Source organism: Nocardioides pocheonensis (assembly GCF_003725535.1).
GTDB lineage: Bacteria > Actinomycetota > Actinomycetes > Propionibacteriales > Nocardioidaceae > Marmoricola > Marmoricola pocheonensis.
Map to the genome: position 1 here is coordinate 1 of NZ_RJSF01000008.1, position 22790 is coordinate 22790.

Annotated in this window: 14 protein-coding genes and 1 pseudogene; 14 read left to right on the forward strand and 1 reads right to left on the reverse strand. The window is 69.7% G+C overall.

The window, feature by feature from the left end:
* From EFL26_RS24025 to EFL26_RS04575, 7 genes and pseudogenes are all read left to right on the forward strand, one after another.
* A pseudogene (locus tag EFL26_RS24025) lies at window positions 1-603 on the forward strand (MCE family protein); the annotation flags it as partial.
* A gap of 37 nt (window positions 604-640) precedes the next feature.
* Window positions 641-1141, forward strand: a complete 501-nt coding sequence (locus tag EFL26_RS04550; protein ID WP_123221721.1) for a hypothetical protein — start codon at window positions 641-643, stop codon at window positions 1139-1141.
* Window positions 1142-1147: 6 nt separating this feature from the next.
* The gene (locus EFL26_RS04555) at window positions 1148-2074 is read left to right on the forward strand and encodes a J domain-containing protein (RefSeq protein ID WP_123221722.1); all 927 of its coding nucleotides are present in this window, start codon (window positions 1148-1150) and stop codon (window positions 2072-2074) included.
* Window positions 2075-2331: 257 nt separating this feature from the next.
* Window positions 2332-5826: a DNA-directed RNA polymerase subunit beta gene (rpoB, locus tag EFL26_RS04560; RefSeq protein ID WP_123221723.1), complete on the forward strand. Its 3495-nt coding sequence runs from the start codon at window positions 2332-2334 to the stop codon at window positions 5824-5826.
* An 87-nt stretch (window positions 5827-5913) separates the two neighbouring features.
* Window positions 5914-9798 carry a DNA-directed RNA polymerase subunit beta' gene (locus EFL26_RS04565; protein WP_123221724.1) on the forward strand — a complete coding sequence of 1295 codons (3885 nt, stop codon included), beginning with the start codon at window positions 5914-5916 and terminating at the stop codon, window positions 9796-9798.
* Window positions 9799-9884: 86 nt separating this feature from the next.
* Window positions 9885-10721: a DUF429 domain-containing protein gene (locus tag EFL26_RS04570; protein ID WP_183408028.1), complete on the forward strand. Its 837-nt coding sequence runs from the start codon at window positions 9885-9887 to the stop codon at window positions 10719-10721.
* Window positions 10722-10752: 31 nt separating this feature from the next.
* A complete protein-coding gene (locus tag EFL26_RS04575) occupies window positions 10753-12000 on the forward strand; it encodes a geranylgeranyl reductase family protein (protein ID WP_123221726.1) in 1248 nt (415 codons plus the stop codon).
* A 6-nt stretch (window positions 12001-12006) separates the two neighbouring features.
* Here EFL26_RS04575 and EFL26_RS04580 read toward each other — a convergent pair whose 3' ends face one another.
* Window positions 12007-13071, reverse strand: a complete 1065-nt coding sequence (locus EFL26_RS04580) for an acyltransferase family protein (RefSeq protein WP_123221727.1) — start codon at window positions 13069-13071, stop codon at window positions 12007-12009.
* A 39-nt stretch (window positions 13072-13110) separates the two neighbouring features.
* Here EFL26_RS04580 and EFL26_RS04585 point away from each other — a divergent pair, with 39 nt between their 5' ends.
* The 7 genes from EFL26_RS04585 (at window position 13111) to tuf (ending at window position 22611) form a co-directional block, all read left to right on the forward strand.
* Complete coding sequence (locus tag EFL26_RS04585) at window positions 13111-14019, forward strand: NUDIX hydrolase (protein ID WP_123221728.1); 909 nt, start codon at window positions 13111-13113, stop codon at window positions 14017-14019.
* A gap of 68 nt (window positions 14020-14087) precedes the next feature.
* On the forward strand, window positions 14088-15353 hold the full coding sequence (locus EFL26_RS04590; protein ID WP_123221729.1) for a hydroxyacid-oxoacid transhydrogenase: 1266 nt from the start codon (window positions 14088-14090) through the stop codon (window positions 15351-15353).
* On the forward strand, window positions 15350-18112 hold the full coding sequence (locus EFL26_RS04595; RefSeq protein ID WP_246000014.1) for an FAD-binding and (Fe-S)-binding domain-containing protein: 2763 nt from the start codon (window positions 15350-15352) through the stop codon (window positions 18110-18112). The genes EFL26_RS04590 and EFL26_RS04595 overlap by 4 nt, the downstream gene beginning before the upstream one ends.
* Before the next feature lie 195 nt (window positions 18113-18307).
* Complete coding sequence (gene rpsL, locus EFL26_RS04600) at window positions 18308-18682, forward strand: 30S ribosomal protein S12 (protein ID WP_028636428.1); 375 nt, start codon at window positions 18308-18310, stop codon at window positions 18680-18682.
* Window positions 18682-19152 (forward strand): 30S ribosomal protein S7, encoded by a 471-nt coding sequence (gene rpsG, locus EFL26_RS04605; RefSeq protein ID WP_123221731.1) that lies wholly within the window; start codon window positions 18682-18684, stop codon window positions 19150-19152. The genes rpsL and rpsG overlap by 1 nt, the downstream gene beginning before the upstream one ends.
* A gap of 80 nt (window positions 19153-19232) precedes the next feature.
* Window positions 19233-21347, forward strand: coding sequence for an elongation factor G (gene fusA / locus EFL26_RS04610; RefSeq protein WP_123221732.1), 2115 nt, complete (start codon window positions 19233-19235; stop codon window positions 21345-21347).
* A gap of 70 nt (window positions 21348-21417) precedes the next feature.
* Window positions 21418-22611, forward strand: coding sequence for an elongation factor Tu (tuf, locus tag EFL26_RS04615; protein WP_123221733.1), 1194 nt, complete (start codon window positions 21418-21420; stop codon window positions 22609-22611).
* Window positions 22612-22790: the final 179 nt, after the last annotated feature.

Genomic DNA, 22790 nt, shown 5'->3' on the forward strand with positions numbered 1-22790 from the left:
CAGAACCTGGCGTTGTTCTCCGGTGTGGTGGCCGACAACGATGCGTCGTTGCGGGCGTTGATCGACAACGGGTCGGCGACGGCGAACGAGCTGCGGACGTTCCTGGAGACCAACCAGGTCGATCTGGGTGAGCTGATCAACAAGCTGGTCACCACCGGTGAGGTGGTGGTCAAGCACCTGCCCGGCATCCGCCAGATCCTGGTCCTCTACCCCTACGAGGTCGCTTCGGGCTACACCGTGGCCGCGAAGAGCGGGGGCGTCTACAACGCCCGCTTCGGGTTCATCTTCAACTCGATTCCTCCGGTCTGCGACAAGGGCTACAACCCGAGCCAGTGGCGCTCTCCGCTGGACCGCGGCGACAAGCCGATGGACGTGACCGCCCACTGCGCGGAGCCGGCCAGCAAGACCAACGCTCGCGGTGCGCAGAACGCTCCGCGTGCAGGCGCCGACTACCGGGCACCGGTCGCGACGTACGATCTGGGCACGGGCAGGACGACCTGGACCGACCAGGACCCCTCGTCGGACGTGGCGTACGACGGCGGAGCGGCCCAGCTGTACGGGGAGGACTCGTGGAGTTCGTTGTTGCTGAAGCCGGCGATGTGATCGCTTGACGAACGCTTCGACCGGCAGGGGCCGGGGTATGGTCGCGCTCGCGCTCGTGGTGCTCACCGTGGTGTCCGTCGCGGTGGCGGGCGTGCTGCTCTACCGCTCCTCCCACCTCACCGACCAGCCGTTCAGCCTGTCCAACAGCGGCCAGGCGATCACGCCCGACTCCGCGCGGCACCAGGTGGTCGCGATCGCCGAGCAGTTCTGCCTGCGGATGGACGCCGTAGACGCCTCGGACATCGACGGCTACAAGAAGCGGGTCTCCGAGCTGCTCACCACCAAGCAGAAGGCCAAGTTCGCCAGCGAGTTCGAGCAGTTCCAGAAGATCGGTCTCGACAAGGACCTGAAGGGCACCGGGACGATCCTGGCGAGCGGCCTGTCCGACATCGACCAGGACAGCGCGACCGTCCTCGTCGCCCACGACAGCACGGTGAAGGCCAGCACCGGCACGACCGAGCGGCACTACCGCTGGACGGTCGCCCTCCGCAAGGTGCACGGTGCCTGGCTCGTCGACGACTTCACCCCGGTGAGCTGAGGACCGATGAGCACCAATCCCACCTGGTACGACCTCCTCGGCGTGGCCCCCGACGCCACCGCCGAGCAGATCAAGGCCGCCTGGCGCGACGCCACCGACAAGTTCGAGCCCGGCTCCGGCACCTCGCAGTTCCGGCTGTTCAACGAGGCCGCCGACGTGCTCCTCGACCCGGCGAAGCGGGCGGCGTACGACGCAGAGCTGGCCGGCTCGACCACGCTCGTCGAGCCGACCCCCGCCGAGGCGCCGACCCCGCCGGTCGACCTGCCCGAGACCGACGCCGAGCCCGCCGAGTCCGCCGAGCCCGCCGAGGTCACCGCGCCGGCCGAGGCGACCGAGCCGACCCCGGGAGCCGAGGTCGTCGAGCCGGTGGAGCCGCCGTCCGACGTCGAGCCCGCGGGCACGGCGTCGACCCCCGGCATCCTCGGCCGGCTCGCTGCGATCCCGACCCTGGTGCTCGCGCTCCTCGGCGTGCTCACCGTCGCCGCGCTCGTCCTCGCCGTGGTGGTCGGGCTGCGGCTGCACGACCGGGTCGAGGTCTTCGACGCCGGGCCGGACGCCACGGCAACCGCCGAGCGGGCGATGACCTCGGTGCTGTCCTACGACTACCGGCACATGGAGGCCGACCGCGACCGGGCGGCCACGTTCCTGACGCCGTCGTACCGCAAGCAGTACCTCAAGAGCTTCAACGACCTGCTCACCAAGGGGCCCGACGGCAGCCCCGGGCCCGCCGAGAAGACCAAGGCCGTGGTGACCGCCGACGTGCTCGACACCGCGGTGGTCGATGCCGGGCGCGACCGCGTGCGGGTGCTGGTCTTCGTCAACCAGACCTCGGTGAAGGGTGACGGCCAGCCGACGGCCTTCCAGGACCGGGTCGTGGCCACCATGGTCCGCCACGGCGACGGCTGGCTGGTCGACAACATCAAGAGCTACTGAGCGACCCGCGTCGTCACCGGCGCCGCCGCTCCCACGGAGGTGCTTGACCTGCCGTCCCTCCCGGTTCATGCTTGGCGGCAAGCTTCACCCGGCACGACGTCCGGTCTCCGACCGGGCCCGAATTGCGGTGTTGTGTTTTGGCATGCCCTTCGGGTAACCTTGGTCCTTGCGTCTGCCCTCAAATGCACTCCCGCCTGTCCGGTGGCCGGTTTGTGGTCGGCTGACGCGCGTCAACTTGTGCCTCGGAAGGACCCCTCTTGGCCGCCTCGCGCAGCAAGAACAGCAAGACCCAGAGTCCCCGCCGCATCTCCTTCGCCAAGATCTCCGAACCGCTCGAGGTTCCGCAGCTGCTTGCGCTCCAGACCGACAGCTTCGACTGGCTGATCGGTGACGAGAAGTGGGCCGCCCGCGTCGCGGAGATGAACGCCCAGGGCGAGGAGCTCTCGCTCAAGTCGGGACTGCACGAGATCTTCGAGGAGATCTCTCCGATCGAAGACTTCTCCGAGACGATGTCGCTCTCGTTCGAGAACCCCGTCTTCCTCGACCCGAAGTACACCGAGGAGGAGTGCAAGGAGAAGGACTTCACCTACTCCCGCCCCCTCTACGTCTCTGCCGAGTTCACCAACGGCGAGACCGGTGAGATCAAGGGCCAGACGGTCTTCATGGGCGACTTCCCGATGATGACCAAGAAGGGCACCTTCATCATCAACGGCACCGAGCGTGTCGTGGTGTCGCAGCTGGTCCGCTCGCCCGGTGTCTACTTCGAGCGCACCGCGGACAAGACGTCCGACAAGGACATCTTCACCGCCAAGGTGATCCCCTCGCGGGGCGCCTGGCTCGAGTTCGAGATCGACAAGCGCGACATGGTCGGCGTCCGCCTCGACCGCAAGCGCAAGCAGAACGTCACGGTGCTGCTCAAGGCGCTCGGCTGGACCGAGGAGCAGATCCGCGAGGAGTTCGGCGAGTACGAGTCGATGATGCTCACCCTGGAGAAGGACCACACCACCACCCAGGACGAGGCGCTGCTCGACATCTACCGCAAGCTGCGCCCGGGCGAGCCGCCGACGCGTGAGGCTGCGCAGACGCTGCTGCAGAACTACTACTTCAACCCCAAGCGCTACGACCTGGCCAAGGTCGGCCGCTACAAGATCAACAAGAAGCTCGGCACCCACGAGGCCTTCGACCAGCAGACGCTGACCGTCGACGACATCGTGGCGACGATCCGCTTCATCGTGCAGCTGCACGCCGGCCGCGACGCGCTGGTCGACGCGGCGGGCACCCCGATCCTCGACCCGCACGGCGAGCAGATCGAGGTCCGCCCCGACGACATCGACCACTTCGGCAACCGGCGCATGCGCACGGTCGGCGAGCTGATCCAGAACCAGCTCCGCACCGGCCTGGCCCGCATGGAGCGCGTGGTCCGTGAGCGGATGACGACCCAGGACGTCGAGGCGATCACGCCGCAGTCGCTGATCAACATCCGGCCCGTGGTGGCGGCGCTGAAGGAGTTCTTCGGGACCTCCCAGCTCTCGCAGTTCATGGACCAGACCAACCCGATCGCCGGTCTGACCCACAAGCGGCGCCTCTCCGCGCTCGGTCCGGGCGGTATCTCCCGCGACCGCGCGCAGATGGACGTCCGCGACGTGCACCCCTCGCACTACGGCCGGATGTGCCCGATCGAGACGCCGGAAGGCCCGAACATCGGTCTGATCGGGTCGCTCGCGTCGTACGGCCGGATCAACCCGTTCGGGTTCGTCGAGACGCCGTACCGCGTGGTGAAGAAGGGTCGGGTCACCGACGAGATCGCCTACCTGACGGCCGACGAGGAGGACTCGAAGGTCATCGCGCAGGCCAACGCGGTCATCGATGACAAGGGCAACTTCATCGACGAGCGCGTGCTGGTCCGCACCCGTGGTGGTGAGACCGTCGACATCCCGCGCGACGAGGTCGAGTTCATGGACGTCTCGCCGCGCCAGATGGTGTCGGTCGCGACGGCGCTGATCCCGTTCCTCGAGCACGACGACGCGAACCGTGCGCTCATGGGCGCCAACATGCAGCGTCAGGCCGTGCCGCTGATCAAGAGCGACGCGCCGCTGGTCGGCACCGGCATGGAGTTCCGTGCCGCGGTCGACGCCGGCGACGTGGTCACCTCCGAGGTGGCCGGCGTGGTCAAGGAGGTCTCGGCCGACGAGATCGTGATCATGACGGACGAGGGCGGCAACCGGTCCGTCCGGCTGCAGAAGTTCACCCGCTCCAACCAGGGCACCTGCATCAACCAGCGTCCGCTGGTTGCCGAGGGTGACCGGGTCGAGGTCGGCTCGCCGCTCGCCGACGGGCCGTGCACCGACCAGGGCGAGATGGCGCTCGGCACCAACCTGCTGGTCGCCTTCATGCCGTGGAACGGCTCGAACTACGAGGACGCGATCATCCTCAGCCAGCGCCTGGTGCAGGAGGACGTCCTCACATCGATCCACATCGAGGAGCACGAGGTCGACGCCCGTGACACCAAGCTCGGGCCCGAGGAGATCACCCGCGACATCCCGAACGTCGGCGACGAGCTGCTCGCCGACCTCGACGAGCGCGGCATCATCCGGGTCGGCGCGGAGGTCACCACCGGTGACATCCTCGTCGGCAAGGTGACCCCGAAGGGCGAGACCGAGCTGACCCCCGAGGAGCGTCTGCTCCGCGCGATCTTCGGTGAGAAGGCGCGCGAGGTGCGTGACACCTCGATGAAGGTCCCGCACGGTGAGTCCGGCACGGTCATCGGCGTCCGCGAGTTCAACCGCGAGGACGGCGACGAGCTGCCGCCGGGTGTCAACCAGCTGGTCCGGGTCTACGTCGCCCAGAAGCGGAAGATCTCGGTGGGCGACAAGCTCGCCGGCCGCCACGGCAACAAGGGCGTGATCTCCAAGATCCTGCCGGTCGAGGACATGCCGTTCCTGGAGGACGGCAGCCCGGTCGACGTGATCCTCAACCCGCTGGGTGTCCCGGGCCGGATGAACATCGGCCAGGTCCTCGAGATCCACCTCGGCTGGCTGGCCGCCAACGGCTGGCACGTCGACCCCGCCACCAAGGCGGACTGGGTCAGGCGGCTGGAGAAGATCGGCGCGCTCGACGCCGAGCCGCGGTCGAAGGTCGCCACGCCGGTGTTCGACGGCGCCCGTGAGGACGAGATCGTCGGTCTGCTGGGCTCGACCCTGCCGACCCGCGACGGTCAGCGCCTGGTGGGCTCCAACGGCAAGGCGCGGCTCTTCGACGGCCGCTCCGGCGAGCCGTTCCCGGACCCGGTCTCCGTGGGCTACATGTACATCCTCAAGCTCCACCACCTGGTCGACGACAAGATCCACGCACGCTCGACCGGCCCGTACTCGATGATCACCCAGCAGCCGCTCGGCGGTAAGGCCCAGTTCGGTGGCCAGCGCTTCGGTGAGATGGAGGTCTGGGCGATGGAGGCGTACGGCGCTGCCTACGCGCTCCAGGAGCTGTTGACGATCAAGTCCGACGACGTGCCCGGTCGCGTCAAGGTGTACGAGGCGATCGTGAAGGGCGAGAACATCCCCGACTCCGGCATCCCCGAGTCGTTCAAGGTTCTCGTCAAGGAGATGCAGTCGCTCTGCCTCAACGTCGAGGTGCTGTCCCAGGACGGCTCCGCGATCGAGATGCGCGACGCGGAGGAGGACGTCTTCCGTGCCGCCGAGGAGCTCGGCATCGACCTGTCGCGTCGCGAGCCCAGCAGCGTCGAAGAAGTCTGAGCTGACGCGGCGCGCCCGTTCCCGGGCGCGCCGCCCACTCGGTCGTGATCACGATTTTTTGAGAACTAACGAAGGACAGCAGCCACCGTGCTCGATGTGAATTTCTTCGACCAGCTCCAGATCGGCCTGGCCACCGCGGACGACATCCGGACGTGGAGCCACGGCGAGGTCAAGAAGCCGGAAACCATCAACTACCGCACGCTCAAGCCCGAGCGTGACGGTCTCTTCTGCGAGAAGATCTTCGGTCCCACGCGGGACTGGGAGTGCTACTGCGGCAAGTACAAGCGCGTGCGCTTCAAGGGCATCATCTGCGAGCGCTGCGGCGTCGAGGTCACCCGCTCCAAGGTCCGCCGTGAGCGGATGGGCCACATCGAGCTGGCCGCCCCGGTCACGCACATCTGGTACTTCAAGGGTGTGCCGAGCCGCCTGGGCTACCTGCTCGACCTGGCGCCCAAGGACCTCGAGAAGGTCATCTACTTCGCGGCGTACATGATCACCAGCGTCGACGAGGAGGCCCGTCACAAGGACCTCACCGAGCTGGAGGGCAAGATCGGCCTGCAGCGCAAGAGCATCGAGAGCCGGCGCGACAACTCCATCGAGGAGCGCACCAAGAAGCTCGAGGCCGACCTGGCCGAGCTCGAGGCCGAGGGTGCCAAGGCCGACGCGCGCCGGAAGGTGCGTGACGGTGCGGAGCGCGAGATGAAGCAGCTCCGCGACCGGGCCCAGCGCGAGCTCGACCGCCTCGACGAGGTGTGGAGCACGTTCAAGAGCCTCAAGGTCCAGGACCTCATGGGCGACGAGCTGCTCTACCGCGAGATGAAGAACTGGTTCGGCAAGTACTTCGAGGGCTACATGGGCGCCACGGCGATCCAGAAGCGCCTCGAGACCTTCGACATCGAGGCCGAGGTCGAGGCGCTGCGCGACGTGATCGCCAACGGCAAGGGCCAGCGCAAGGTGCGCGCGCTCAAGCGGCTCAAGGTGGTCGACGCGTTCCGCAAGACCAACAACAGCCCGCTGGGCATGGTCCTCGACGCCGTCCCGGTCATCCCGCCGGACCTGCGCCCGATGGTGCAGCTCGACGGTGGCCGGTTCGCCACGTCGGACCTCAACGACCTGTACCGCCGGGTCATCAACCGCAACAACCGGCTCAAGAGGCTGCTCGACCTGGGCGCGCCCGAGATCATCGTCAACAACGAGAAGCGGATGCTCCAGGAGGCCGTCGACTCGCTGTTCGACAACGGCCGCCGCGGTCGTCCCGTCACGGGCCCGGGCAACCGGCCTCTGAAGTCGCTCTCGGACATGCTCAAGGGCAAGCAGGGTCGGTTCCGCCAGAACCTCCTCGGCAAGCGCGTCGACTACTCCGGCCGTTCGGTCATCGTGGTCGGCCCGCAGCTCAAGCTGCACCAGTGCGGCCTGCCGAAGTACATGGCGATCGAGCTGTTCAAGCCGTTCGTGATGAAGCGGCTGGTCGACCTGTCCCACGCGCAGAACATCAAGTCCGCCAAGCGGATGGTCGAGCGCGCCGTGCGTCCCGAGGTCTGGGACGTCCTGGAAGAGGTCATCGCGGAGCACCCGGTGCTGCTGAACCGTGCGCCCACGCTGCACCGCCTCGGCATCCAGGCCTTCGAGCCGCAGCTGATCGAGGGCAAGGCGATCCAGATCCACCCGCTCGTCTGCTCGGCGTTCAACGCCGACTTCGACGGTGACCAGATGGCGGTGCACCTGCCGCTGTCGGCCGAGGCCCAGGCCGAGGCGCGGATCCTGATGCTGTCGACGAACAACATCCTGAAACCGTCGGACGGTCGCCCCGTGACCATGCCGACGCAGGACATGATCATCGGCATCTACTTCCTCACGCTCGGCCGCGACGGCGAGCCGGGGGAGGGTCGCGCGTTCGGCTCGACCGCCGAGGCGATCATGGCCTTCGACAAGGGCGAGATCAGCCTGCAGTCGAAGGTCCGGATCCGCCTGCGCGACGTCGTGCCGCCGGAGGGCACCGAGGTGCCCGAGGGCTGGGAGCCGGGTGACCCGATCACCCTCCAGACCACGCTGGGCCGGGCGCTGTTCAACGAGGCCCTGCCGGCCGACTACCGCTACGTCGAGTACGAGGTGGGCAAGAACCAGCTCGGCAAGATCGTCAACGACCTCGCGGAGCGGTACAGCAAGGTCGAGGTCGCGCACTCGCTGGACGCGCTCAAGGACACCGGCTTCGCCTGGGCGACCCGCTCCGGTGTGACCGTGTCGATCGAGGACGTCGTGTCGCCGGACTCCAAGGCGCAGATCCTGGAGAAGTACGACGACCAGGCGGCCAAGGTGCAGAAGCAGTTCGACCGCGGTCTGATCACCGACGACGAGCGCCGTCAGGAGCTCATCGAGATCTGGACCCAGGCGTCGAACGAGGTCGCCAAGGCCATGGAGGTCAACTTCGACAAGGACAACCCGATCTTCATGATGGTGAACTCGGGTGCGCGCGGTAACTGGATGCAGGTCCGCCAGATCGCCGCGATGCGTGGTCTGGTGGCGAACCCGAAGGGCGACATCATCCCGCGGCCGATCAAGTCGAACTTCCGCGAGGGTCTGTCGGTGCTGGAGTACTTCATCTCCACGCACGGTGCCCGCAAGGGTCTGGCCGACACCGCGCTGCGGACGGCCGACTCGGGCTACCTGACCCGTCGCCTGGTCGACGTGTCGCAGGACGTCATCATCCGTGAGGACGACTGCGGCACCGAGCGCGGCATGCCCAAGGTGATCGGTGTGCGCGGCGACGACGGTGTCGTCCGGCGTAGCGACAACTGGGACACCGCAGCGTACGCCCGCAACGCGGCCGTCGACATCGCCCACCCCGAGACCGGCGAGGTGCTGGTCGCGGCGGGCGACGACCTCGGCGACCTGCAGGTCACGGCGCTGGTCGAGGCCGGTATCGAGGAGGTCAAGGTCCGCTCCGTGCTGACCTGCGACGCCAAGACCGGCACCTGCGCGAAGTGCTACGGCCGCTCGCTGGCCACCGGCAAGCTGGTCGACATCGGCGAGGCGGTGGGCATCATCGCCGCGCAGTCGATCGGTGAGCCCGGCACGCAGCTGACCATGCGTACCTTCCACACCGGTGGTGTGGCTTCGGCGGACGACATCACGCAGGGTCTGCCCCGCGTGGTCGAGCTCTTCGAGGCCCGCCAGCCCAAGGGTCGTGCCCCGATCTCCGAGGCCTCAGGCCGGGTGGAGATCGAGGACACCGACAAGGCACGCAAGATCGTGGTCACCCCGGACGACGGGTCCGACCCGGTCGAGTACCCCGTCAGCAAGCGCTCGCGCCTGCTGATCGGCGACGGCGACCACGTCGAGGTGGGCCAGCAGCTCACCCAGGGCACGCCCGACCCGAAGGAGGTGCTGCGCATCCTCGGTGTCCGCAAGGCCCAGGAGCACCTGGTGGCCGAGGTCCAGCAGGTGTACCGCAGCCAGGGTGTGTCGATCCACGACAAGCACATCGAGATCATCGTGCGGCAGATGCTGCGCCGGGTCACGGTGATCGAGTCGGGTGACACCAACCTGCTGCCCTCCGACCTGGTCGACCGGGTGCTGTACGAAGCCGAGAACCGGCGCGTGGTCACCGAGGGCGGCAAGCCGGCCTCGGGTCGTGCCGAGCTGATGGGCATCACCAAGGCCTCGCTGGCGACGGAGTCGTGGCTCTCCGCGGCGTCGTTCCAGGAGACCACCCGGGTGCTCACCGACGCGGCGATCAACGGCAAGTCCGACTCGCTGCGCGGCCTGAAGGAGAACGTGATCATCGGCAAGCTGATCCCGGCGGGTACCGGCCTCGAGCGGTACCGCAACATCCGGGTGGAGCCGACCGAGGAGGCCCGCGCCGCGGCGTACTCCGTCACCGGTTACGACTCCTACGGCAGCTACGACTTCGGGTCGCCGGCCGGTCAGACCGTCGCGCTGGACGACTTCGACTTCGGTTCGTACCAGAACTGAGCCAGCCTCGTCGGGCCCCGTCTCCTCCGGGAGGCGGGGCCCGACGCGCTTTCCGGGCCCGTTCTGCGGGCAGGCATGATGTCGGCGTGGACGAGGAGACCTGGCAGCGCGACCTGGACGCCGTGGTCGCCGACGGGCTCGCGGTGCACGGCGCGGACGTCGTGCTCGCCGCGCTCCACGCCGAGATCGACCGGGTGACCGGCACGCCGCAGCCGGCACCCCTCGTGGTCGACGTGCCCGTGCTCGGCGTGGACGCGTGCCCGACCGGCTGGGTGGGCGTGCTGCTCGCACCGGACCGGCCGCCCGCGGTGCTCGCCGCCGGGAGGATCGGCGCGCTCGTGGAGCTGGCGCGGGAGAGCGCCGAGGTCGCCGTGGTGGCGATCGACATCCCGATCGGGTTGCCCGACCGCGGCAGCCGGCTGGCCGACGAGCTCGCGCGTCGCGCGCTGCCCGGCAAGGGCTCGTCGGTGTTCACCACGCTCACGCGGGCGGCGTACACGGCCGAGAGCTACGCCGACGGGCGCGAGCAGAACCTCGCGGCGACCGACGGCCTGCGCAGCGCGAGCGCGCAGGCCTACGCCCTCCGGGCGCGGATCCTCGACGTCGACGAGTGGCTGCGCTCGAGACCCACGGTCGCGGTGATCGAGGTGCACCCCGAGCTGAGCTTCGCGCGGATGGCGGGGCAGCCGATCGCGGCCCGCAAGAAGGACCCCGAGGGGATCGACGCCCGGCGCCGGACGCTGGAGCACGCGGGCCTGGTGCCGCCCGCCTGGTACCGCGGGTCGGGATTCGGGGAGGACGACCTGCTGGACGCGTGCGCGGTGGCCTGGACGGCGGTCCGGCACGCGCGTCGAGAGGCGGAGTCGCTGCCGGCCGAGCCGGAGGTCTTCAGCGACGGCCTGCCTGCGGCGATCTGGGTGTGAGCGTCGTGACGGCGCCTGAGAGAATGGGCCGGTGACCTCCGCCTCGCCCGCCAGCACCGATGTGCTCGTCGTCGGCGCCGGGCCTGCCGGCTCGGCTGCCGCGGCCTGGGCCGCCCGCAGCGGACGCGACACGGTGCTGGTCGATGCGGCGGTGTTCCCCCGCGACAAGACCTGCGGAGACGGACTGACTCCTCGGGCGATCGACGAGCTGGACCGGCTCGGGCTCGACGACTGGGTGCGCGCGCACACGGTGAACCACGGCCTGCGGGCACACGGCTTCGGCCAGACGCTGCTGCTGCCCTGGCCCGGAGGGTCGCTACCGGCGTACGGGTCGGCGGTCGCGCGAACCGAGCTGGACGACCACCTCCGGACGACCGCGATGAAGTCCGGCGCGATCGGCATCGACGGTGCGCGCGCGGTCGACGTACGCCGGGACGGCGGGCGGGTCACCGCGGTGCGGTTCGAGAGCGGCGGCGAGTCCTTCGAGCTCGGCTGCCGGACGCTGATCGTCGCCGACGGTGTGCGGTCGCCGCTCGGCAAGGTGCTCGGCCGGACCTGGCACCGCGACACCGTGTACGGCGTCGCCGGCCGCACGTACGTCGACTCCGAGATGTCCGACGACCCCTGGATCAGCTCGCACCTGGAGCTCCGTGGCGAGTCCGGCGAGATCCTGTCGGGCTACGGCTGGATCTTCCCGCTGGGCGACGGGTCGGTGAACCTCGGCGTCGGCACCCTCGCGACCGCGAAGCGACCCGCCGAGGTCGCGCTGCGCCCGCTGATGCGGCACTACGCCGAGCAGCGTCGTGAGGACTTCCGCCTCACCGGCGAGCTGCGTCGCCCGACCTCGGCGATGCTGCCGATGGGCGGCGCCGTCTCCCACGTCGCCGGCCCGAACTGGGCCCTGATCGGCGACGCCGCCGCCTGCGTGAACCCGTTGAACGGCGAGGGCATCGACTACGGCCTCGAGACCGGCCGGATGGTCGTCGAGCTCCTCGACAGCCTTCCGGCCGGCGGGCTCGGCACGGCGTGGCCGGGCCTCCTGCGCGAGCACTACGGCGAGAGCTTCTCGATCGCGCGCCGGCTGGCCGGTCTGGTGACGGTCCCTCGGCTGCTCCCCACGCTGGGCCCGGCCGGGATGCGCTCGGACTGGCTGATGACCCTGGCCCTGCGCTGGATGGGCAACCTGGTCACCGACGAGGACCGCGACCGTGCTGCGCGGATCTGGCGGTGGGCCGGGCGCCGGTCGGTGCGCCTCGACGAGCGGCCGCCGTTCAGCTGATCCGGGTCAGGTCGTGGCCGCGCGCGAGCGACGGCGGACGATCCGGCCGACCGGGTCCACCAGCACGTTCAGCGCCCGCGCGACCGGCGGAGCCGCGAGGGCCAGCGCGAGCAGCACCGCGGCGATCGTGGTCACCACGAACGACCAGACGACGTGCCGATCGGCCCAGTCCGGGAAGCCTTCGTACTGGGCGGTGAGCACGAAGAACCCGTGGAAGAGGTACACCACGAGGGTGGCGGCGCCGAGCGTCGAGAACCAGCTGCGGCCGCGGGGCACGATCGCGAAGCACGACACCGCGCCGATGAGGCCGAGGCACAGCAGGACCGCGCGGATCGCGACCGCCTTGAGGTCGTTGGGCTCGAGGGCGTCGTACCGGGACCGGTAGTAGTACCACTCCGTCGCGATCCAGTGGTCGGTGAACCTGGTCGCCACGAGCACGACGACGATGCCGATGAGGGCGAAGGGCACCGCGCGCCGCGCGCGGGCCCACCCCCACTGGCGCTCGGAGAGGGTGAGGCCCAGCACGAAGAACGGCAGCAGCCCGAGGATCCGCGCCGCGTCGAACGTGTCGCCTGCCTTCAGCCCGGCGAGCAGGCTGATCGCCACCGCGACGACGAGCGCGACCGGCTTGGGGAGCGCGAGGAATGCCGGGGTCATCAAGCGCCAGAAGAACAGGGCGGAGAGGTACCACATCGGCCAGTGCGGGTCGGTGAAGAGATCTTCGAGCTGCACGCCGCCGACGTGGTAGCGGAACAGCGCGAGTGCGGCCTCGAAGACCACGTAGGGGACCGCGACCGTGCGCACGAGCGCGACCAGCTTCGCCGGCGTCCACGCGAACGACCGGGACAGGTAGCCGGTGACGATCACGAACGCCGGGATGTGCCACGCGTAGAGGAAGTCGTAGGCCCAGTTGTTCACGAGGTTGTGCGGCAGCAGCGTCCAGGAGTGGCCGACGACCACCAGGGTGACCAGCACCATCTTGATGTTGTCGAACCACGGGTCCCGGTCCCGGCGGGCCGGCTCGGCGGGCCGGTCGGCCTCGCTGGGCGCGCTCGACGCACTGGGCGTCACGGGCGCAGGGAGGACGGCCCGGCTGCGTAGAGTCGTCACGTGCCCGACTTACCCGTTTCGACACGTGATGATGCCTCGGGGGGACGTGATCTACCTCGCCGTCAGCGCGTCGCGGCGTACGCCGTGATCCTCCGCGACGACCGCGTGCTGCTGTCGCGGCTGGCGCCGTACCTGTCGCCGACCGAGCGCTGGACGCTCCCGGGTGGCGGGGTCGAGTTCGGCGAGCACCCGCGTGACGCGGTCGTCCGGGAGGTCTACGAGGAGACCGGCCTCCACGCCCAGGTGGGCGACCACGCCTGGATCGACTCCGCGTTGATCACCGGCGGGTCCACCGAGGGGGAGCGGCACGCGGTCCGGATCGTGTACGACGGCTGGGTCGGCGCGGAGGCCCCCGAGCCGCGCGTGGTCGAGACCGACGGCTCGACGGTGGACGCACGCTGGCACCCGCTCGACGAGGTGCTCTCCGGTCGCGTGCCGGTGGTGCAGCTGGTGCACGACGCCCTCGCGGCGCACCTCCCGGTCAAGCGGCAGCGGCTGGCCGCGAAGGCGCTGGTCCGGCGCGGCGACCGGGTCCTGCTGGCCCGGCTCTCGCCCCGGGCGGTCGAGGCCGGTCGCTGGACGCTCCCCGGCGGCGGGGTCGACCACGGCGAGTCGCCGGAGACGGCGCTGGTGCGCGAGGTGTTCGAGGAGTCCGGTCTCAGCGTGCAGGTCGGGACGCTGATCGGCGTCCACGACGCGCACCTCACCGGCAACGCACCCGACGGGCGGCTCGAGGACTTCCACGCGGTGAACCTGGTCTACGAGGCGGCGGTGCCGGCCGACGCCGACCCGAGGGTCACCGAGGTCGACGGCACCACGGACGCGGTCGCCTGGGTCGCGGTGGCCGACATCGCGTCCGGCGAGGTGCCGGTGACCGAGCTGGTGCGCTTCGCCCTGGCCTTCGACTGAGCGCCTCTCCGTCTTGCCGGTCACGGGCCTGACCGGGCCGCGTCCCCCACTGGACTAGCGTTCCTCCCATGGACCGCGAGACCGTCTTCACCTACGGTGCGCCCGGCCTCAAGTTCGGGGTCGGTGCGTCGGACGAGATCGGCTTCGACCTCAGCCAGTACGACGTCCGCCGGGTGCTGGTGATCACGGACCCCGGTGTCGCCGCGACCGGTCACCCGCAGCGGGTGGCCGAGCAGATGGCTGCGTTTGGCATCGAGGCCGCGGTGTACGACGGCGTCCACGTCGAGCCGACCGACGCCAGCTTCGAGGCGGCGATCGCCCACGCGCGCGGCACCGGTCCGTGGGACGCCTACGTCGCGGTCGGCGGAGGCTCGTCGATCGACACCGCGAAGGCGGTCAACCTGCTCACCACCAACGACGGCGAGCTGATGGACTACGTCAACGCCCCGGTCGGCCGGGCCCGGGCGCCGAAGCGGCCGCTCAAGCCGCTGGTCGCGGTGCCGACGACGACCGGCACCGGCGCCGAGTCCACGACGATCTGCGTGCTCGACGTGCTGGCGCTCAAGGTCAAGACCGGCATCAGCCATGCCCGGCTGCGTCCCACGCTCGCCGTGGTCGACCCGGCGCTGACCCTCACGCAGCCGGCGGGCGTCACGGCCGCCGCCGGCATGGACATCCTGTGCCACGCACTGGAGAGCTACACCGCGCGCACCTACACGTCGTACGACCGCAAGGCGCCGGAGCAGCGCGTGCCCTACTGCGGAGCGAACCCGATCTCCGACATGTGGTCCGAGCAGGCGATGACCCTGCTGGCGGCATCCTTCCGGCGGGCCGTCCACCACGGTGACGACGAGGAGGCGCGCGGGCAGATGGCACTGGCCGCGACCATGGCCGGCCTCGGCTTCGGCAACGCCGGTGTGCACATCCCGCACGCGAACGCCTACCCGATCGCCGGACGCGTCCGCGACTTCCACCCCGACGGCTACCCCACCGACGAGCCGCTCGTCCCGCACGGCATGGCGGTCTCGCTGACCGCGCCCGAGGCGTTCCGGTGGACGTTCGAGTCCAGCCCCGAGCGACACCTGCGGGCCGCGTCCCTGCTGTCGCCGGGCCACGAGTACGTCGGCCCGGACGCCCTGCCCGGCGTGCTGGTCGACCTCATGCGGGACATCGCGATCCCGAACGGCCTCGCCGCCGTCGGCTACGGCGCGGACGACGTCGACGACCTGGTGGAGGGCGCGATGAAGCAGCAGCGGCTGCTGGCCACCGCGCCGCGCGAGGTGACCGACGAGGACGCCGCCGGCATCCTGGAGCGGTCCCTGGAGCTGTGGTGAACGACCTGACCGTCGCCCTGCGCCAGGCAGGGCTCGAGGCCGACGACTCCAGCCTGGCCCGCTCGCTCTACGCCAGCGACGCCTCCCTCTACCGGATCCCCCCGCAGGTGGTGGTCCGACCGCGCGACGGCGACGACGTGCTCGCGGTCCTCGCGGTCGCGCGCGAGACGGGCACGCCGGTCACGATGCGCGGTGCAGGCACGTCGATCGCCGGCAACGCGGTCGGCCCGGGCATCGTGATCGACACCGGCCGGCACCTGAACCGGCTCGTCGCCCTGGACGCCGAGGCCCGGACCGCCACGGTCCAGCCCGGCATCGTCCACGCGGCCCTCCAGACCGAGGCGGTCGCGCAGGGCCTGCGCTTCGGGCCCGACCCGTCGACCCACACCCGCTGCACGATCGGCGGGATGATCGGCAACAACGCCTGCGGCTCGCGAGCCCTCGGCTACGGCCGCACCGCCGACAACGTCGAGCGGCTCAAGGTGGCGCTCGCCGACGGGTCCACCCTCGTGCTGGCCGACGGCCAGCCGCCGGAGCACCCGACCCTGACGGCGCTGCAGGCCCTCGTCCACGACCACCTCGGCCTGGTGCGCACGGAGTTCGGCAGGTTCGGCCGCCAGGTCTCCGGCTACTCCCTGGAGCACCTGCTCCCGGAGAACGGCCGCCGGATCGACCGGTTCCTGGTGGGCACCGAGGGCACGCTCGCGGTGGTGCTCGAGGCCACCATGCGGCTGGTCGAGGACGCGCCGTACCGCGCCCTGGCCGTCCTGGGCTACCCCGACATGTTCGAGGCGGCGGACGCGGTGCCCGCGCTGCTCGTCGCCGCCGCGGACGGCGCCGGAGGCCTCGCCGCGCTCGAGGGTCTCGACCACCGGATCACCGACCTGGTCGCCGGTGCGCCCGAGCTGCCGGCGGGCACGGGCTGGCTCTTCGCGGAGGTCACCGGCTCGACCGAGGCCGAGGCACGCTCCCGGGCCCAGGCGGTCGCGTCGGCCGCAGGCGTGCCGCACCGGGTGGTCACCGACCTCGCCGAGCAGGCCGCGCTGTGGCGGATCCGCGAGGACGGCGCGGGTCTCGCCGCCCGGTCGCTGTCGCGGCCGGCCCACTCCGGCTGGGAGGACGCCGCCGTGCCCCCCGAGCGGCTGGGCGCCTACCTCCGCGACTTCGACGCCCTGCTCCGCGACTGCGGGCTGGACGGCGTGCCCTACGGCCACTTCGGCGACGGCTGCGTGCACGTGCGCATCGACTTCGAGCTCGGCGACCGCGCGGGCCGTCGCCGGTTCCGCGAGTTCACCGAGGCCGGGGCGGACCTGGTCGCCGGGTACGGCGGCTCGATGAGCGGCGAGCACGGTGACGGCCGGGCCCGCTCGGAGCTGCTGGGCCGGATGTACTCGCCCGAGGCGGTCGCGCTCATGGCCGGGGTCAAGCAGGTCCTCGACCCGAACGGACTGCTCAACCCGGGCGTGCTCGTCGACCCCGAGCCGCTGGACGCCTCCCTGCGGCTCGCGTCGGCGCCCGTGGGCCCGCTCGCCGATCTCTTCGGCGACGTGCACCGGTGCACCGGGGTGGGTCGGTGCGTCGCGGACAACACGGGCACCGGCGGCGTGATGTGCCCGTCGTACGTCGCCACCCGTGAGGAGAAGGACTCCACCCGCGGACGCTCGCGGGTCCTCCAGGACGTCGCCGCCGGTCACCTGCCGGTGACCGACCCTGCGGTCACTGAGGCTCTGGACCTCTGCCTGGCCTGCAAGGGCTGCGCGCGCGACTGCCCCACCGGGGTGGACATGGCGACCTACAAGTCCCACACCCTCCACGAGCAGTACGCCGGCAAGCGCCGCCCGCGCTCGCACTACGCGCTGGGCCGGCTGCCGAAGTGGGCGGCGATGACACCGCCGCGGCTGGCCAACCGCATGCTGCGCAGCAAGGCCCTGGCCGCCGTGACGAAGCGCACTGCCGGGATCGACGCCCGCAGGAGCCTCCCGCAGTTCAGCGCCCGGTCGCTGCGCAAGGTGGCGCCGACGCCCGAGAGCGCGGTCGGCACGCCGGACGTGTGGCTGTGGGCGGACTCCTTCACCGACCACTTCGGCGCCGGCATCGGCACCGCTGCGCTCGAGCTGCTCGCCGCGGCCGGCCTCGACGCCCGCGTCATCCCCGAGCGGGCCTGCTGCGCCCTCACGTGGGTCACGACCGGGCAGCTCGACCAGGCGCGGCGGATCATGGGCGACGCGATCGAGACCCTGCACCCCTACGTCGCCAGCGGCGTCCCGGTCGTCGGCCTCGAGCCGAGCTGCCTGGCCGCGCTGCGCTCGGACGCCGAGCACCTCCTCGACGACCCGCGGGCCGCCGAGGTCGCGGCCGGCATGTCGACGCTGGCCGAGCTGCTCTCCTCCCGGCTGGAGGCCGGCACGTGGAGCGCGCCCGACCTCTCGGGCACGCGCGTCGTGGTCCAGCCGCACTGCCACCAGGCCAGCGTCGTGGGCTTCGCCGCCGACCTGGCCGTGCTCGAGGCGTCGGGGGCCACGGTCCAGCGGCTCGGTGGCTGCTGCGGTCTGGCCGGCAACTTCGGCATGGAGCAGGGCCACTACGAGACCAGCGTCGCGGTGGCCGAGCACACCCTGCTCCCGGCCGTCCGCGAGGCCGGGCCGGGCGCGGTGGTGCTCGCCGACGGCATGTCGTGCCGGGTGCAGCTGGCCGACCTGGCCGGCGTACGCGCACTGCACCTGGCGGAGCTGCTCATCGGGGCCGCTGAGCGCCCCTGACGGCGTTTTGACCCCCACTCGGGCACCCGGTAGCCTGAGACCTTGTGTCTGGGCGTAGCCCGGGCATGTCCGCGTGCCCTCAGGCTGGGCATCACGGCCGCACCAACCAGCGCGACACTCTCGAGCGCTGGGAACCATCATCGTGCCGGGCAAGGCGCCCGGTACTGAGAGTTGAAACAGGAAGGGAACCACCCGGTGCCCACGATCAACCAGCTGGTCCGCAAGGGCCGCCAGGACAAGGTGTCGAAGAACAAGACGCCTGCCCTGAAGGGTTCGCCCCAGCGGCGCGGTGTCTGCACCCGCGTCTACACCACCACCCCGAAGAAGCCGAACTCCGCCCTTCGCAAGGTCGCCCGTGTGCGCCTGTCGAGCGGCGTCGAGGTCACGGCGTACATCCCGGGTGTCGGCCACAACCTCCAGGAGCACTCGATCGTGCTCGTCCGCGGCGGCCGGGTGAAGGACCTCCCCGGTGTCCGCTACAAGATCATCCGCGGCACGCTCGACACCCAGGGCGTGAAGAACCGCAAGCAGGCGCGCAGCCGTTACGGCGCGAAGAAGGAGAAGAGCTAATGCCTCGCAAGGGCCCGGCGCCGAAGCGCCCCATCGTCGTCGACCCCGTCTACGGGTCGCCGATCGTCTCCCAGCTCGTCTCCAAGGTGCTCCAGGACGGCAAGAAGCAGGTCGCCCAGAGGATCGTCTACAGCGCCCTCGAGGGTGCCCGCGAGAAGACCGGCACCGACCCGGTCGTCACGCTGAAGCGCGCCCTGGACAACGTCAAGCCGGCGATCGAGGTCAAGAGCCGCCGCGTGGGCGGTGCGACGTACCAGGTCCCGATCGAGGTCAAGGGCACGCGCGGCACCACGCTCGCGCTGCGCTGGCTGGTCGGCTACGCCGCGGAGCGTCGCGAGAAGACCATGGCCGAGCGCCTCATGAACGAGATCCTCGACGCGAGCAACGGCCTCGGTGCCGCGGTGAAGAAGCGCGAGGACACCCACAAGATGGCCGAGTCCAACAAGGCCTTCGCCCACTACCGCTGGTGACGGCTGCAGAGTCCGTCACCCGAACGGTGGCGGCTCTGCACCAACCTGCAAACAAACGACTTTAAGGAACGCTGACTCAAGTGGCAGTCGACATCACGACGGACCTCAACAAGGTCCGCAACATCGGCATCATGGCGCACATCGACGCCGGCAAGACCACCACCACCGAGCGCATCCTGTTCTACACCGGCATCACCTACAAGATCGGTGAGGTCCACGAGGGCGCAGCCACGATGGACTGGATGGAGCAGGAGCAGGAGCGCGGCATCACCATCACCTCCGCCGCGACGACCTGCTGGTGGAAGGACCACCAGATCAACATCATCGACACCCCCGGGCACGTCGACTTCACCGCCGAGGTCGAGCGCTCGCTGCGCGTCCTCGACGGCGCGGTCGCGGTGTACGACGGTGTCGCCGGCGTCGAGCCGCAGACGATGACGGTGTGGCGCCAGGCGAACAAGTACTCCGTGCCCCGGATGTGCTTCGTCAACAAGCTGGACCGCACCGGCGCGGACTTCTTCCGCTGCGTCGACATGATGGTCGAGCGGCTCAACTCCACCCCGCTGGTCCTCCAGCTGCCGATCGGCAACGAGGCCGACTTCCTCGGCGTCGTCGACCTGGTCGGCATGCGTGCCCTCACCTGGCGCGGCGAGACCAAGATGGGCGAGGACTACGAGATCGAGGAGATCCCGGCAGACCTCCAGGCCCAGGCCGAGGAGTACCGCGAGAAGCTGATCGAGACGCTGGCCGAGGCCGACGACGAGATCATGGAGCGCTACCTCGACGGTGACGAGTCGTTCACGGTCGAGGAGATCGAGGCCGCGATCCGTCGCGCCACGCTGGCCGACAAGCTGAACCCGGTGCTGTGCGGCACGGCGTTCAAGAACAAGGGCGTGCAGCCCCTGCTCGACGCAGTCGTGAAGTACCTCCCGTCGCCGCTCGACATCGACGCGATCGTCGGTCACGCGCAGGGTGACGAGGAGAAGGAGATCCTGCGCAAGCCCTCCGACGACGAGCCGTTCTCGGGTCTGGCGTACAAGATCGCCACCGACCCGCACCTCGGCAAGCTGATCTACGTGCGCGTCTACTCGGGCAAGCTCGAGGCGGGTGCGCAGGTGCTCAACTCGGTCAACGGCCGCAAGGAGCGGATCGGCAAGGTCTACCAGATGCACGCGAACAAGCGTGAGGAGATCGCGTCGGTCGGCGCCGGGCAGATCGTGGCCGTGATGGGCCTGAAGGACACCAAGACCGGACACACGCTCTGCGACCCGCAGAACCCCGTCGTGCTCGAGTCGATGACCTTCCCGGCCCCGGTGATCGAGGTCGCCATCGAGCCGAAGACGAAGGGCGACCAGGAGAAGCTGAGCACCGCGATCCAGCGCCTGTCCGACGAGGACCCCACGTTCACCGTCAAGGCGGACGAGGAGACCGGTCAGACGATCATCGCCGGCATGGGCGAGCTCCACCTGGAGATCCTCGTCGACCGGATGAAGCGCGAGTTCCGCGTGGAGGCCACCGTCGGCAAGCCGCAGGTCGCCTACCGGGAGACCATCCGCCGCAAGGTGGAGAAGCACTCCTACACCCACAAGAAGCAGACGGGTGGCTCCGGCCAGTTCGCGAAGGTGCTGATCACCATCGAGCCGAACATCGACCCGGAGACGGGCAGCGGTGCCGGCTACGAGTTCGTGAACAACGTCAGCGGGGGCCGGGTGCCGAAGGAGTACATCCCCTCGGTCGACCAGGGTGCCCAGGAGGCCATGGAGTTCGGCGTCCTCGCCGGCTACCCCATGGTCGACGTGAAGGTCAGCCTCGAGGACGGCGCGTACCACGACGTCGACTCCTCCGAGCTCGCGTTCAAGATCGCCGGAAACCAGGCGTTCAAGGAGGCGGCGCGGCAGGCCAAGCCGGTCCTGCTCGAGCCCATGTTCGCGGTCGAGGTCGTGACCCCCGAGAGCTTCCTCGGAACGGTCATCGGCGACATCAACTCGCGCCGTGGGCAGATCCAGGCCCAGGAGGAGCGCCATGGGGACATGGTGGTCTCGGCGCTGGTGCCGCTGTCAGAGATGTTCGGGTACGTTGGTGACCTGCGGTCGAAGACTTCGGGCCAGGCGTCGTACTCGATGGAGTTTGACTCGTACGCCGAGGTTCCCACGAACGTCGCCGACGAGATCATCAAGAAGGTCCGCGGCGAGTAGTTCACCGCGTCCTCGGCAACAACCAACCAGCACACGAGTCAAGTGAGAAAACAACCAGGAGGAGCCCACAGTGGCTAAGGCGAAGTTCGAGCGGACCAAGCCGCACGTCAACATCGGAACCATTGGTCACATCGACCACGGCAAGACGACGTTGACCGCAGCAATCACCAAGGTGCTGCACGACAAGTTTCCGGACCTGAACCCCTTCACGCCGTTCGACGAGATCGACAAGGCCCCTGAGGAGCGTCAGCGCGGTATCACGATCTCGATCGCGCACGTCGAGTACCAGACCGAGAAGCGCCACTACGCGCACGTCGACTGCCCCGGTCACGCGGACTACATCAAGAACATGATCACCGGTGCCGCGCAGATGGACGGCGCGATCCTGGTGGTCGCCGCGACCGACGGTCCGATGCCGCAGACCCGCGAGCACGTCCTCCTGGCCCGCCAGGTCGGCGTCCCCGCGCTCGTCGTCGCGCTCAACAAGTGCGACATGGTCGACGACGAGGAGCTCATCGAGCTCGTCGAGATGGAGGTGCGCGAGCTCCTCAACGAGTACGAGTTCCCGGGTGACGACATCCCGGTCGTGCGCGTGGCTGCGTTCCCGGCCCTGAACGGCGACGCCAAGTGGGGCGAGTCCGTCCTCGAGCTCATGAACGCGGTGGACGAGTACATCCCGCAGCCCGAGCGCGAGACCGAGAAGCCCTTCCTCATGCCCGTCGAGGACGTCTTCACGATCACCGGTCGCGGCACGGTCATCACCGGCCGTATCGAGCGCGGCATCGTGAAGGTCAACGAGGAGGTCGAGATCATCGGCATCCGCGAGGGCTCGCAGAAGACCACCGTCACCGGTGTCGAGATGTTCCGCAAGCTGCTCGACGAGGGCCAGGCCGGTGAGAACGTCGGTCTGCTGCTCCGTGGCACGAAGCGCGAGGACGTCGAGCGCGGCATGGTCGTGATCAAGCCGGGCACGACCACCCCGCACACCAACTTCGAGGCCTCGGTCTACATCCTCTCGAAGGAGGAGGGCGGCCGTCACACGCCGTTCTTCAACAACTACCGCCCGCAGTTCTACTTCCGTACGACGGACGTGACGGGCGTGGTGACCCTTCCCGAGGGCCGCGACATGGTGATGCCCGGTGACAACACCGACATGTCGGTCGAGCTGATCCAGCCGATCGCCATGGAGGAGGGTCTCCGGTTCGCGATCCGCGAGGGCGGCCGCACCGTCGGCGCCGGTCGCGTCACCAAGATCACCAAGTGATCTGACGCTTTCCCGTTCGGCCCCGGAGCTTCGGCTCCGGGGCCGTTCGCATTCCCGCCTTCGGGTCATCCTGTCGGGTGGTTGAGGTGCGAGCCCTTCGGCAGGCTCAGGAACCACGCCAGCGAGCCTCGAAACCCCGGCGCCTGCGGCGGGCTTCGTGTCGGCGGGTCTGGGTGGGT

Bases quoted from the DNA above. Each gene is read 5' to 3' on its own strand.
- EFL26_RS04555 (WP_123221722.1), top strand. From the start codon at position 1,148: ATGAGCACCAATCCCACCTGGTACGACCTCCTCGGCGTGGCCCCCGAC.
- EFL26_RS04550 (WP_123221721.1), top strand. From the start codon at position 641: ATGGTCGCGCTCGCGCTCGTGGTGCTCACCGTGGTGTCCGTCGCGGTG.
- EFL26_RS04590 (WP_123221729.1), top strand. From the start codon at position 14,088: ATGGACCGCGAGACCGTCTTCACCTACGGTGCGCCCGGCCTCAAGTTC.
- rpsG (WP_123221731.1), top strand. From the start codon at position 18,682: ATGCCTCGCAAGGGCCCGGCGCCGAAGCGCCCCATCGTCGTCGACCCC.